General features: G+C 53.4%; 8 protein-coding genes. 7 read left to right on the plus strand and 1 reads right to left on the minus strand.

Annotated features, from left to right (window positions below):
* Nucleotides 1–283 precede the first annotated feature (283 nt).
* From ACFQ88_RS17745 to ACFQ88_RS17775, 7 genes are read left to right on the plus strand one after another with little or no spacing between them, the layout of a single operon-like run.
* Nucleotides 284–1381: a Gfo/Idh/MocA family protein gene (locus tag ACFQ88_RS17745; protein WP_379455010.1), complete on the plus strand. Its 1098-nt coding sequence runs from the start codon at nucleotides 284–286 to the stop codon at nucleotides 1379–1381.
* Nucleotides 1378–2232: a sugar phosphate isomerase/epimerase family protein gene (locus ACFQ88_RS17750; RefSeq protein WP_379455011.1), complete on the plus strand. Its 855-nt coding sequence runs from the start codon at nucleotides 1378–1380 to the stop codon at nucleotides 2230–2232. The genes ACFQ88_RS17745 and ACFQ88_RS17750 overlap by 4 nt, the downstream gene beginning before the upstream one ends.
* Nucleotides 2222–3883 (plus strand): hypothetical protein, encoded by a 1662-nt coding sequence (locus ACFQ88_RS17755; protein ID WP_379455012.1) that lies wholly within the window; start codon nucleotides 2222–2224, stop codon nucleotides 3881–3883. Before ACFQ88_RS17750 ends, ACFQ88_RS17755 begins: the two co-directional genes overlap by 11 nt.
* 21 nt (nucleotides 3884–3904) lie before the next feature.
* On the plus strand, nucleotides 3905–6955 hold the full coding sequence (locus tag ACFQ88_RS17760; protein ID WP_379455013.1) for a glycoside hydrolase family 2 protein: 3051 nt from the start codon (nucleotides 3905–3907) through the stop codon (nucleotides 6953–6955).
* Nucleotides 6952–9042 carry a glycoside hydrolase family 88 protein gene (locus tag ACFQ88_RS17765; RefSeq protein ID WP_379455014.1) on the plus strand — a complete coding sequence of 697 codons (2091 nt, stop codon included), beginning with the start codon at nucleotides 6952–6954 and terminating at the stop codon, nucleotides 9040–9042. Before ACFQ88_RS17760 ends, ACFQ88_RS17765 begins: the two co-directional genes overlap by 4 nt.
* Before the next feature lie 47 nt (nucleotides 9043–9089).
* Nucleotides 9090–12260 (plus strand): beta-galactosidase, LacZ type, encoded by a 3171-nt coding sequence (gene lacZ / locus ACFQ88_RS17770; RefSeq protein ID WP_379455015.1) that lies wholly within the window; start codon nucleotides 9090–9092, stop codon nucleotides 12258–12260.
* The gene (locus tag ACFQ88_RS17775) at nucleotides 12257–14311 is read left to right on the plus strand and encodes a beta-galactosidase (protein WP_379455016.1); all 2055 of its coding nucleotides are present in this window, start codon (nucleotides 12257–12259) and stop codon (nucleotides 14309–14311) included. Before lacZ ends, ACFQ88_RS17775 begins: the two co-directional genes overlap by 4 nt.
* A 143-nt stretch (nucleotides 14312–14454) precedes the next feature.
* On the opposite strand, the gene ACFQ88_RS17780 is transcribed toward ACFQ88_RS17775, so the two are convergent.
* Entirely contained in the window at nucleotides 14455–14706 is a 252-nt protein-coding gene (locus tag ACFQ88_RS17780; protein ID WP_239625947.1) for a hypothetical protein, read from the minus strand.
* Between the last annotated feature and the right edge of the window lie 208 nt (nucleotides 14707–14914).

A 14914-nucleotide genomic window follows, 5' to 3' on the forward strand; every position in this document is an offset into this window, starting at 1 on the left:
TCAATCGCGCCATCGCTCTCATGCACGCGACATGCTCGAACCCACAGCGTTTCGCATATGTCACTCAAGCACTCTCCCACTAGGGAGTCAGGCATCATCACCACACCTGGTAATGCTCCAGTAACAGAAAAACGCACAATGTCTGTTCACCAACCCGCATCCTAACCTGCCCCAGCCATCTCTATTTCAGCCTGCTTGCTCCGATTCGCCCCAAAAGTAAGCAGGAACAACCTATATATGTTTTTTTGAACTGGTGTAAAGTTAAATTCGAGAGGTGAAACCTATGGAATTTATTAGACCGGATGATTATTTGCCGAGAAAATCGCATATAGCGGATCTTAAGAAATACGGAATCGGCCTGATCGGCTGCGGGAACATCGCCAATACGGCTCATCTGCCCGCATACCGCAAATACGGCTTGCATATTGCCGCCTGCTGCGACGTCAGCGAGGAAGCGGCGCGCGCAACGGCGCAAAAATTCGATATCCCGCGCTGGACGACCAATGTAAACGAGCTCCTGGAAATGGAGGACGTGGCAGTCATAGATCTGGCGCTTCATCCAGAGCCTAGATTGGACGTTCTGAGGCAAATCGGCAGGGCGCCTCGCCCCGTATTATGCCAAAAGCCGCTGGCGCTCGATATGGAGCATGCGAAGCGGCTGAAGGAGGAGACGGACCGGCTCGGCATCGTGCTCGGCGTCAATCAGCAGGCGCGCTGGGCTCCGGCGCATAAAGCGCTGAAGACGGTGATCGAGCAGGATCTCATCGGCGAAATTTACAGCATTCATCATCATATGCGCTCGTATCAGGATCAAGCCGGCTGGTGGTGGACGAAGATGAACAATTTCAATATCGTCGATCACGGAGTGCACTACGTCGACTTGTGCCGTTACTTCAACCCTTATCCGGCGGAAGAGTGGTCACGCGTGCATTGCACGACTGCGCAGCTGAAGCAGCAAAATGCAATCGATCCGCTGATCTACTCCGCGAACGTCGAGTTCGGACCGAAAGGCGGAAGAAATCCTCTTATGGCCACGCTGCATTTTAACAACATAGCCAAAGCCAACCGTTCTCACAGCAATACTTGGTGGGTGGACGGTACGGAAGGAAGCTTGTGGTGCACTCAGGATACGCTCTACATGGCGCTGAACAAGCATAAGAACGTGGTGCATGAAATCAAGCTGAAAGGAACCTGGTTTCCCGACGCGTTCGCCGGATCGATGCTTGCTTTCATAACGGCATTGGAGCAAGGCCAGCGTCCGCCGGTGACTACGGAGGATAATTTACAGACGATCGCCATGACCTCGGCTATGGTTATCTCCAGCCAGGAAGGCTGTGTGGTGGAACGGACGGACGTGCTGAAAGGAAGCGGTAGCGTATGATGAATCAGCTGGGTTTCATGAGTTACGTCTATATGGGATGGTCCGCAGAGGCTATGGCCGAGGAGGCAAGCAAGCACGGATTGATGTATGTACAGGTAGACCCGAAGCAGAAGCTGCATATCATGGACGATGAGCCGTTCTCCCTGGTCCGCGCTGAAAAAATACGAACCATCTTTGAAAATTACGGGATTTCGGTCGTGGGATTGTCGGGCTACACGAACTTGCTCAACCCGAATCTCTCCAAGCGGGAAGAGAAGCTGGCACAGCTGGAAACAATGATAGACCTATGTGCAGCATACGGTACCCGGTATATTGCGACGGAAACGGGAAGCCTGCATCCGACGAACGCATGGCGCGATTACGAAGGAAACCGTTCCCAAGAAGCGTGGGAGCAGCTGGTGGACATCGTTGACCGCTTGCGGAGCCGGGCTGTTGAGAACAATGCGGTGTTATTGGTCGAAGGATTCGCGCTGAATGTTCTGGCAGCACCTGAGCAGGCAGAGGCTCTTATGGAACGGCTCGGCACTGACGGTCTCGGGCTGATTATGGATCCGTTCAATTATTTGAAGCAGGACGAACTGGGCCGGCAAAAAGAAGCGTTCACGGCCATTTTTGACCATATCGGCAGGTATAGCCCTATAGCGCATGCCAAAGATACGCTCTACAGCGAGGAAGGATTTACAACGCCTCGGGTAGGAGCCGGACAGTCGGAATGGGGCGTATATGCAAGGCTGCTCCGAGACCGGATTCCCGACGTTCCTATAATACTGGAGCATGCGAAGCCGGAGGAAGTGGCGGAATGCTTGTGCCTCATCCGGCAGTCGTTCGAGGGGGTAGCGTATGATACATAAACCGAAGTTAGGCATTCAAGGCCCCGTCGTAGCTTGGCAGGATCCGTGGGACGGGGACGCATCGGATCGTATTATGCGGACGGGAACCGGCAGCATAGTTCCGTCGCAGGACAACAAGCCCGCGCCGAAGGCTTTTCTGAGCATGCTGCGCGGATTGGAAGCGGACTTTTATGTGCACCATATGCTTCCCGGCGGGCAGGGCTATTCGGAGCTAATTACGGATATTGCCGAAGCGGATATGGATATTTGCTTAGGCAATGAATACGGTAACATTAATGGTCCTTGGGTGGAGGGAACCAACCGGTACGATGTTTCCGACGAGGATATGCTGGAGGCTGCTCGATCGGGCCGCTGTATCGGCCAGCTGTACGACGAGCCGGAGCATTTACAGATTAATGCGGGGCAGTACCGTAAGGATGGATGGTTTCCGCATTGGGGAAGCACGGACGGCCTCGATTTGCAGCAATCGCGTGAGGCGGTAGAGCGGTCAGTGGAGGAGAGAGTACGGCATGTGCAAAACCTGCTGGAGCGATCAGGATATGCCCGGAATTCGATGCCGTTATTATCCGAGCACGTGTTTCCGACGAGCTACCATACATATGCACGGGCAGGGATGGATATTTGCCCTAAAATTATGAAGGAATCGTTCCAATCGCTGCAGCTGTCGACGGCTTTGGGAGCGGCAAAGCAGTACGGCAGATCGATGTGGATCTGCGCCGATCTTTGGGGACCGGATACGGGTGCATGGTTTACGAGGTTTCCCGGATTTCCGGGTCATTCGCCTGAGGAGTTTGCCTCCGCCTTGAGAATGGGCTATTTGATGGGGCCATCCCATCTGTTTGTGGAAAATGTCGACGTGCTGATGAAGCATACGTCCGGCGGATTCGTGACAACCGAGTTCGGCGACGTTTGGCAGGAGTTTGTGCGCCGGTTCATTCCAGAGCATCCGCTTCACTGGCACCACTCGCAAGCGGAAGCCGATATCGCGGTCATTCATTCCGATGACAGTAATTACGGGCAAAACAAGAGGCTGTTCGGCAACCGGACGATGGACCCGGCGGACGTTACCTTAAGCGAAAGCGTGTTTGCCATTTGGCATCTGCTCAGCCGGGGCGCCATACCAGCTCACGGAAGCTGCATGCACATTCCCGGCTACAGCTTCCCAAGACACGAATTAAAGCGCAATGTGCCTCTGGACCGCTTTCCATTAGAAGGCGGCTACACAGACGGCGAACGACAGCCGGTGCATCCGCTCTTTTACCCGGTTCATAATGTGGTTGCTTATGACCATCATGTTACAGCGGAACAGCTTGGAAAGCCCAAGCTCACATTGGTTGGAGGCTCCAGCCTCTCGGCAGAAACGTTAAAGGCCGTTATCAAGAGGGCGGAGAATGGTGGAGTCGTTGTAATCGGCGAGTGGCTGATACCTGATGATGGTCCGGCAGATTGGAAGAAGAGCGGACCGATGGGCTTCGGCCGGTGGATCGTCACCGGCGATTTTTTAGACTCGCGGGTCAAAGAAGAAGTCGAGCCGTACTTGGGCGAAGAGAACTGCTGGATGCAGCGGTTCGGAACAAAGGAAATCCGCATGACGCCGAACGGCAGCGGCGGATTTGCGCTGGATTTTGAAATACATAGCTTACATCGATGATCGGATAAGGAGGGAATTCATATGGAGCAGACCAAGCATCTGGATCCGTATGCCGAAATCGCGTTTCGCGAGCATCCGGGAAATAAAGACGAAGTGCGTGAAATTCCTCCTATTGCCTACGAGAAAACTTATTTTGCTCCAGGATCGCAAGCAGCCAGGGAAGTATCCGCAGCCTCTTATGAGACGCTCGTTACTGTGTTTCAGCATGAATTGAAGCTATTGCGCATGAAATACCGGCCCTTTATGAGAAATCTGGCTTCTGCCCCCGACCTGGTCCGTCACCGGCAGCAGTTCACCGAATTTCAGTTCCGTTATCAAAAGGCCGAAGACGCCAATTTTTCTCGAGTGCTGGAAGGACTGGGAGAGTGGGATCAGGTTTCCGTGCCCGATTTTCGCGGACCAAGCGGCGAGAACGGCAAATGGACGGGTTTTTACCGCAGCGAATTTACTTACGACCAAGCTCAGGCAGGGAAGCGGGTCTATCTTGTGTTCAAAGGGGTCGATTACAAAGCGACGGTATATCTCAATCGCAAGTGCATCGGCAGCCATGAAGGTTTTTTTGCTCCGTTCGAGTTTGATGTTACCGATGTGCTGCAGGAACGAAACACGCTCGTCGTTGAGGTGCATAACGATTATCCGATGATGGGGGTAGGAGGCACCAAGCTCGACGGCGACAAAATGTATGCGGCAACGGGGCCGGGCTGGGACGATCCGTACAGCGGCTGGAACCACTGCCCTCCGGGCGCCGGAATTTACAATGCGGTGTACTTGGAGCAGCGTCCCGAGCTGTTCGTTCACGATGTATTTGTTCGACCCAATATTGATGAAAATAATGTGGAAGTATGGATTGATGCATACAACACGACGAATCGGCTGATGGAAAATTTCGAGCTGCAGCTTGAAATCATACCGAAAAATTTTACCGGAGAAGGAATCGGTCCGATTCCGTTTCAAGTGGCCTACGCCGGCCCGGGAATGAACTACTTTCGTTATAAGGTGGATTTTCCATCGTACCGTCTATGGGAACCGGATACCCCCTTTTTATATATAGCAAGAATTGTCATCAAAGATGGAACGGATTGTGTCGACAGCCGGGACCGTACGTTTGGCATGAGAAAGTTTCATATGGATGAGCAGGAGACGCCGAAGGGGACGCTGTACTTGAACAATCGTCCGATCGTTCTGCGCGGCGCCAACGAGATGGGGCACCTGCAGCAATGTGTCATGCAAAATAACTATGAGCAGCTGATCGACGATATATTAATCGCCAAGGCGGCGCATATGAACTTTTACCGTATTACGCAACGGCCGGTGCAGGAAGAAATCTACGACTATCTGGATATGCTCGGCATGATGCATCAATGCGATCTTCCGACCTTTGGTTTTATCCGCCGAAGTCAATTTGTCGAGGGGGTCCGGCAGGCCGCAGAGATGGAGAGGCTGATTCGCAGCCATCCGTCATCGATCATGGTTTCTTTGATCAACGAGCCGTCAAGGACGGAAAAAAGACGCAAAGGACACCGGCATTTGCACAGAAACGAGCTTGAGGCCTTTTTCGTAGCCGCCAGACAGGCGATATTCTTAGAAAATCCCGATCGTGTGGTCAAAAATGCGGACGGGGATTACAACCCGCCGACGCGTGAAGGGCTGCCCGATTTTCATTGCTATACGATGTGGTATACGAACAATGGCATTCCGCTTGGGAAGCTGCATAAAGGATTTTTACCCTCGATCCGGGAGGGATGGAAGGCCGGATGCGGCGAGTACGGAACGGAAGGATTGGATAACATCGGGCTGATGACGAACCGTTACCCGAAGGAATGGCTCCCGGAGGACGAGGAGGAGCAGTGGATGCCGAACCGGATCAAGGGATCGCAGACCTATGCGATGCACGGCGACTGGTACGCCGAGCAGTATACACTCTCCACCTGGATCAAGGCGAGTCAGGAGCATCAATGCCTGGCGACGAAGCTGATGACGGATGCATGGCGCAGAAGAACGGATCTGGTTGTATCAACGGCTATCCACCTGCTGATCGACGCATGGCCGGCCGGTTGGATGAAAGCGCTTGTCGGTGCCGATCGGATTCCCAAGCCCGCCTATTTTACTTATAAGCAGTGTCTGGAACCGGTACGGGTTCACTTGCGCTCCGACCGATGGAAGGCGTATGCCGGAGAATCGCTCGAGATGGAGGCCTGGCTGTTGAACGATACGGCGAAGGAATGGAGCCATTGCCGGGTTATAGCTACGCTGCGTGACGACAAGAAGGATTACGGAAGCTATGAAATTTCCAGCCGCATATCGGCGGTATCGTCCCGTTATGCAGGCACCATCCGTTTTTCGGTACCGCAAGTCCCAGACAGGCAAACCTTGCATCTGGATGCGTGCCTATTAGATGAGAACGGGGCTGTGCTTAATGAGGAAAGGTTCACCTTTGAAGCGTTTGCGAGGCTGACACCGATGCAGACGCAGCAGGGCAAGATGGTTTATCTCGATTCCGAGTCGGAGCTGCTCTGCTCGCTGCTGGAGCTTGACGGGAAGCCGTATGATCCAGCCGGAACAGGTGAGGAATCAATCATCGTATCTTCACGGGAACAGTTTGTTCGTCACCGGGCATCCATTCTGGAGAAAGTAAAGCTCGGGACGACGGCGATGTTCATCATGGGCCGGCCGTTTTCCTCATCCGATAACCCGGGATGGGATATCGAAGGGACCGAGGTCAAGACAGCTAAGCTGAAGGATATGTATTCCTTGGCAGTCCAGACCGAAGATGAGCGGCTGCAATGGATGAAGGACAACGATTTCTCTTATTTCTATCACCTGAAGAATGACCGAATTGACAGCATTGCGAACTGTTACCTTCAAGGAGAAGGAATAGAGCCAATTGTGTTCACCTATCAAATGCAGGGCGATGCTAACGGCAAAAGAAAGCTTCCTGTGGTCGCGGCAAAAACGGTAGGCCAAGGGCGGATCTACTTCATCTGTCTCCCGCTTATCGGAAGAGTGGGGTATAATCCGACGCTGGACCGCTTATTCATCTCGTTATTGCATAAAGAAGGGACCAGGACATGATACGGTATGTCATTGCAAGCTCCGATAAGCGGAAAGAAGCGGTAATTGCCGCCGATGACGGCGAAATCAAGCTGACATTGCATATTGCGGGCGACCGTACTCCATATTTTGCGGGAGATTTGCACAGCATGCTGAGTTATTCCGCGGGCAGACCATGGCGGTTCGAAGGCACGCGGCTGGAGGGGGCGCATATTACCGCCGATCACGATTCCGTCCTCATTAAGGGACAGTTGGAATCGTTAAGCTTCAAGCTGAAGCTTGCTTACGACGAGAATCAGTTGTTGAAGCTGTACGCTGCCTGGGAAAATCGGACTGGGACTCAGCTGAATGACATCGCTGTTGGAATTCTGTTCGAGCTGCCTAGGAACGGCGAAGAAATCATTACGATCCCTCATATGATTTACAACAATAACCCCTCCTCCGATCCTAGCCGCTTGGTTCCGAGACTTGGAATAGGCGAGGGAAAAGGATTTGTTTGTGAAGAACACCGGCTGCCGATTCCATGCGTGAATATGGGCTGGACCGAGGAGGGACGGGGGCGTTACTTTTCCCTTTACTCCGTCCCGTCCTATGTAGAATCAGCCGATGGAGCCGTTCAATACGGCTCGCTGGGTGCAGTTCAGGAGGAGCATCGGCTCGTCATGACAGCTATGAGCGGCGTGTTGATGTTTAACGGAACGAAAGACACCGTCTATGTGGCCAAAAGCAAAATACAGCCGTACAAAGGAGGCTGCATGGATTTTCCTCCGGGCTTCTCGCTAGCGAAAGAATATGCGCTGGATTGGGGAGCGCTGCAGCGGCCGGGATACGGCTTCCGCGAAGTCGTACACAAAGGCTTAGACCTGTATGCGCCGGAAGGAGCGAAGCCTCTTACCACGGAGGAAATGGTCCGGCTCAAGAGCCATGCACTGGACGACAGATGGAGAACGGGGAAGAGCGGTGCGGCAGGCTACATCAAATTTACCGATTCCAACCCGTTCGGCAACGTTTCGAAGCATCCGCTCCATTACATGTACGGCTGGACGGGGCAATGCTTGAAGCTGGCGTGGTGCGACGCCAAGCTGGGCTTCGATCTCGGACAGGAGGAGCGGATTGAGCGCTGCATCCGGGCGGTTGACTTTTACGTGAAGGAAAGCCGTACCGGGATTCCCGGGGTGAGACACAGCTCCTATCGGCTTGCGGAGGAGCAATGGGATGATTTTAGCTGGAACGGCCAGCCCGTCTTATCCAGCCGGGCTTATGGGGAGACGGCCGCCGATTTGGCCGACATCATACAGCTGTTCGCGGAACAAAGCCGAGACATTCCTCCGGCTTGGATGGATGCATTAATCGAGACGGCAGAGTTTTGTACCTCCGGCGGTCTTGCGTCAGGGATTATGCCGGCCGCATGGCTCATGGACGGAACTCCGGCCGACGAGATGATTACAGCGGCTGGCTTGCCCTGTTTGATCGCATTGGCGAAAGCGTCGCAAGTAGCCGGGGATAACCGGTATTTGTCGGCGGCGGAAATGATGATGCAGCGTTATTACGAGTATCATGCCGCAACGTTCGAACGGCCGTTTGCCCGCTCGACCCTCGATGCGAAGTGTGAGGATAAGGAAGCCGGTATGTATTTCTTTATGGCCGCATATGAGCTGTATGCTATTACCGGTCAAACGCGTTATAAGGAATGGGCCGAACTATCGGCGGATTGGCTCCTTACTTATGTGTTCCTCTGGAATCCAGCCTACGATCAGCGATCGGCATTTCGGAATGCCGGCTTTAACGCTGTCGGGTGGCCGGGAGTCAGTGTGCAGAACCACCATCTCGACGTATTTTTTCCAACGTATGAGTTTTACCGTTTCGGGCAACTAACGGGCAATCCGGTATACGAGCGACTGGGCCGAATGATCTTCGACGCTATGGGCCAGGGGATATGCACACAACCCGGCGAATGGAAGTTTACCGTTGTCGGCGAGCAGGCGGAAGGATTTTTCCAGACGAACTGGAACCATCGGGGCCACAGCAACAAATGGAATCCTTCCTGGGTGATTGCGTTAGTGCTGCAAAATGCGCTGCGCTTTCAGGATGCCGTAACAGGCGATTGAACGTGGAAATGATCGAGTAAGAACGGAGAGAGAATGGGGGAAATCAAGTGAGCGTCAACGATAATACAATCCCTGATTGGCAAAATATCGAGGTTCTCGGAAGAAATACGGAGCCTCCCCATGCAGATTTCATTCCTTATGCGGATGCGAAGACAGCTCTTGACAACGAGCCGGGGGCATCACCCTTCTATCAATCGCTTAACGGAAATTGGAAGTTTATGTATACCGGAGCTCCTTCCCAAGTACCTGACGGTTTCTTCGATCCGTCCTACTCAGTAGAAGCGTGGAATACGCTGCCGGTTCCAAGCTGCTGGCAGCTGCACGGGTATGGCCGTCCACTATACTCGAGCTGCTATTATCCGTTTCCGATCGATCCGCCTTATGTACCGAACGACAATCCGGTCGGGTGCTACCGCAGAAGCTTCACCATACCTGCATCGTGGGATGAACGGCAGTTGTTTCTTGTATTCGAAGGAGTGGACTCCGCATTCCATGTATGGATCAACGGGCAATTGGCAGGATACGGGCAGGGCTCCCACTTGCCGTCGGAATTCCGCATTACCCCGCTGCTGCAGCCTGGAGAAAATACGATTGCCGTGCAAGTGTATCAATGGTGCGACGGCAGCTATTTGGAGGATCAGGATAAATGGCGGTTAAGCGGCATCTTCCGCGACGTATATCTCAAAGCGACCCCCGATGTCCATATTCGGGATATCGCCGTCCGTACACAGTTTGCGGAACAGACGGATGACGCGCTGTTAAGCGTATGCCTGAAGGTGAAGCATTTCGCCGATACTGCGTTCTCCGGAACGCATCAAGTGAAATTGTCTTTACTGGACGAAGCTATGAAATCGGTTTATGACGGAATCGCAGGTACGATTAAGCTGCAGGCGGGCGAGGAACAGGTTCTGGAGCTGGACGTACCGGTTCACGCTCCGCTTCGCTGGTCGGCGGAGACGCCGCATTTGTATTCGCTCATTTTGGAGCTGGTGGATGAGCGGGGCCGTATCGCGGAGGCGGGGACCGCTGCCGTTGGATTCCGCGATATCAAGATAAATGACGGGCAACTGTTAGTCAACGGCAAGCCGGTCATCCTGAAAGGGGTCAACCGCAACGAGTTCCATCCGGAGCTAGGATTTACTATCCCTCTGGAATCGATGATCGAAGATATCCGATTGATGAAGCAGCATAATATGAACACGGTCCGGCTGTCCCATTATCCGAACGATTCTCGCTGGCTTGATTTGTGCGACCGGTACGGCCTCTATGTTATAGATGAAGCGGATCTGGAAACGCACGGGTGCCACTTTATCGACAATGAAAGCTTTTTGGCTCAAGATCCGTTGTGGGAAAAGCCTTTCCTCGATCGTGCCGTACGCATGGTGGAGAGGGATAAAAACCATCCTTCGATTATCGTATGGTCGCTTGGAAACGAGTCGGGCTACGGTCGGAATCATGACGCTATGGCCGATTGGGTAAGGCAAGCCGATCCCTCAAGGCCGATCCATTACGAGCGCGCCAAGGACGCTCCCGTGGTTGATATTGTCAGCAGCATGTATCCGTCGCTGGACGCAGTGATCGAAGAAGGGGAGAAGTCCGACCCGAGACCGTACCTCATGTGTGAATTCGCTCATGCGATGGGCAATTCGGTAGGTAATTTAAAGGAATATTGGGATGCCGTATACAAGTACCGTCGATTGGCGGGAGGTTTGATCTGGGAATGGACCGACCATGGGCTTCTTCAAAAGAACGAATCAGGCGAATCCTGGTACGCGTATGGAGGCGACTTCAACGATCATCCGAACAGCGGTAACTTTTGCATCGACGGGTTGCTGTTTCCCGATCGGAAGCTGAAAGCTTCTATTCTGGAAGTGAAAAAAGTGATCGAGCCGGTGAAGGTTGAGCCGATCGATATGCTGTCGGGAATGGTTAAGGTACATAACCGTTACGACTTTTTATCGCTGGACCATCTTATCGGCTCCTGGATGCTCTATTGTGACGGAGCCGTAGTAGAGCAGGGCGAGCTGCCTCCGCTCGATATACCGGCTGGCGAAGAAGCGACGCTGTTTATCCCTTGGCAATCCAATTGTGATCCGTCCAATGGAGAATACTGGCTTCACTTGAGCTTCACGCTGCGGGAAGCAACGCGGTGGGCGAGTCAAGGTCACGAGGTTGCCTGGGCCGATCTTCCGATTCCGCTGGAACGCCGGGACGTTTCCGTGATCCCAGTTGCCTCGATGGCCGCTTTGCGGGCTGTTGAAACCAATGCGACCGTGTCCATAGCAGGGAACGATTTCGCAATCGAATTCGACAAGCACCGCGGGGAGCTTACCGCGTTCCAATATCATGGCGTACCTCTTCTGCTCTCGGGACCGAAGGTTCAAATATGGAGGGCGACGATCGATAACGATTCCCGCCAATCCAAGGAATGGAAGAAGTTCGGTTACAACGACTTGCAGCAGAGGGTACAGGAGGTATCGTTCCACAGGCATAACGACAGAGCCATACAATTTGCGGTGAAGAGAGTACTTGGGGCAGCAGGCTTGCCGACTTGCTTTACGATGTCAACAACCTACGAGATATTCGGCAGCGGGGATGTCGTCATCTCCACTGAAGTCGTGCCGCGGGAAGGACTGCCGCCGCTGCCGAGGCTGGGATTGGAAATGATCTTGCCGGAAGGCTTCGATCAATTCTCGTGGTTCGGACTCGGTCCGCACGAATGCTACATCGACCGGAAGGAAAGCGGCAAGCTGGGCATCTACAGCGGTACCGTTCAGGATCAGTTCGTTCCGTACATCAAGCCGCAGGAGAACGGCAATAAAGCGGATGCGCGATGGGCCGCGATAACCGGCATACAGGGGATCGGGTTGTTCATCGGCGGAATGCCGACAGTAAATGTCAGCGCCAGTCATTATGCTGTGGATAACTTGTGCGAGGCGGAGCATATTTACGATCTGATCAGGCTGAATGAAACCGTAATCCACATAGATTACCTACAAGCCCCTATCGGCAATCACAGCTGCGGGGAAGCGCCACCGCTGGATACCTATTTGCTGAAGGCGCAGCCAATGCAGTTTTCGATAAGGTTGAAGCCTTTCTTCACGAGAGACCGTTCACCGATGAAGCTGAGCAAATATCAGCCAGAACAGCTATCTTGTGCTGGAAGTCATGATCGGAACGGACAGGACTCGGATGCGAGACAGGAGGTGAGCCCGTGATCAGCCGAAAGTTTCCGAAGGTGATGTACGGCGGGGATTATAACCCGGAGCAGTTTCCCAAGGAAATATGGGATGAGGATATGCGGCTGTTCCAATTAGCCGGTATTGATATTGCAACATTAAATGTATTCTCGTGGTCGTTGAATCAACCGGATGAAGCAACGTACCGGTTCGAATGGCTGGATGAAATGATGGACAAATTGCATGCCAACGGAGTTTCCGTTTGCCTGGGCACGAGTACGGCGGCTCATCCGGCCTGGATGGCCCGCAAGTATCCGGATGTCCTGACGGTAACCGCCGACGGGAAGCGTAGAAAGTACGGGCGGAGACATAACTCCTGCCCGAACAGCCCGACGTTCCGGCATTATGCCAAGCTTATGGCAGGCAAGCTGGCGGAACGATACAGGGATCACCCCGCGCTGCTCCTCTGGCACGTGAACAATGAAATCGGCATCCGCTGCTATTGCGAACATTGCGAGAAGGCGTTCAGGGTCTGGCTGAAGCGGCGATACGGCACGCTGGAGCAGCTTAACCAGGCATGGTACACCCGATTTTGGGGGCATACGTTCTACGATTGGGAAGAAATCGTTCTTCCGAGCGGGCTCAGCGAAGGGTTATCGGGCGGGAATGCGGATCAAACCGCGTTTCAGGGCATTACGCTCGATTTCTTCCGCTTCAATTCAGACAGCTGGCTCGAGTGCTATCTTATCGAATATAACGCGATAAAAGAGTTCATTCCTGATGCGATTGTCACAACGAATTTTCAAGGTAACGGCACTTACAAGCCGTTGGACTATTTTAAATGGGCGCCTCATCTGGATATCGCGGCGCTGGACATTTATCCGGAAAATCATACGCCGGAAAGCTACATGGCCATGCGGTACGATCTCATGCGCGGGATCAAGGACGGCGCGCCGTTTATGCTGATGGAGCAAAGCCCCGGCGTAATTAATTGGAAGCCGGTGAACCCGCAGAAGCGGCCCGGCGTCATGCGACTCCGCAGCTATCAGGCTGTAGCCCGCGGAGCGGATTCGGTCATGTTCTTCCAGCTGCGGCGCTCGCTAGGCGCCTATGAGAAATTTCACGGAGCGGTTATCGACCATGCAGGTCATGAGCATACCCGCGTCTTCAAGGAATGCGCGCAGCTGGGGCAGGAGCTCCGTCAGCTCGGAAGCAAGCTGAACGATTCGCGGATAAAGAGCCGCATCGCTATTTTGTTCGATTGGGATAACTGGTGGGCCGTCGAGCTTGGCGGGGGACCGTCAACTCATTTGAAATATTTGGACCAAGTCCAGAAATATTACGATGCTCTGTACGATCAGCACTATCAAGTTGATTTCATCCATGTAGGCTCGGACTTTACTCAGTACGATCTGGTGCTGGCTCCCTTGCTGTACATGATAAAACCTGGTTTGGCGAGTAAGCTGGAGCAGTACGTAGAGAGCGGCGGCATCTTAGTTACGACGTTTTTCAGCGGCATTGTCAATGAAACCGATCTGGTGACACCTGGAGGATATCCAGGCGAGCTGCGCCCGTTGTTAGGGATCTGGGTGGAGGAGATCGACGCTTTGTTCCCGGATCAAAGCAACTCGGTTGTGATGGAGCAGCCGCTAGGCTCATTGGAAGGCACTTATTCGTGCGGATTAGTATGCGAAGTGGTTCATCCGGAAGGCGCGGACACGATCGCCGTGTTTGGAGGCGATTATTATGCAGGATCGCCAGCACTCACGCGGCATCGTTACGGCAAAGGAGAAGCATGGTATGCTGCGACCGACCCATGCAACGAGTTTATGAGGCAGTGGCTGAAGCAGCTGTGTGAAAGCCGGGGAATCGTTCCATTATGTGAGGCGGAGCCGGAGGTTGAAGTTACGATACGCGAAAAAGAGGGCGTACAGTTTACTTTTGTAATGAATCACAGTGCTGGTTACAGCTTCATTAGCGTTGGGGAAGACGACCGGAAGGAGCTTCTGAGCGGTTCGACTGTCAGAGGCAGCATCCAATTGGAGCCGAAGCAGGTCATGATACTGGAAATGCCCGTAGGCGCCAGGTAATTGACGAACACGACGGTAACGGTTGCGCCGCGCACGGCAAATCCTTAATAGAGGAGACAAATTCCGTTGAACGTGAAATACCAACTGCGGATGAAGGATACGACTCCGGCTGGGCCCTGCGCTTCTGAAAGTCATCGGCGGTTTCACAGATCGCCAGTCGAGAGCATCGATCGATCCCGTTCCGGGAGTGGAACGACGAGCTGGATGCGGAGCAGCTTGCCCGTCAAGTCAAGCAGATGAAGGAACAGGGAATGGGCGGATTCTTCACCCATTCCCGTCGTGGAATCGAAACCGTTTACATAGGGCGAGGATATGGACAGTCCGTGCAATAAGCCGGTCCCGTTCCACCTAACATCAGGAGATACGGCAGCGACAAGCTGGACCTCGTTCTGCAAGGAAGGGTGCGATTACACGCCGGATTATCATGTCCGGTCCTATGGCTTGTTCGAACCGTCAAGTGCACCACAGGTAAAGCAAAGCAAGCTTTAGACCATACGTTAAAAAAAGCCGGCATTACGGTCCAGCGGTTAAACCGCTGGAATTGATATTCTCATCTTGCCCTCGCGGTCGCAGGGAGACCAAGAATGAACGAAGAGACGGAAT

Source organism: Paenibacillus sp. NPDC056579, assembly GCF_042793215.1.
Classification (GTDB): Bacteria; Bacillota; Bacilli; order Paenibacillales; family NBRC-103111; genus Paenibacillus_S.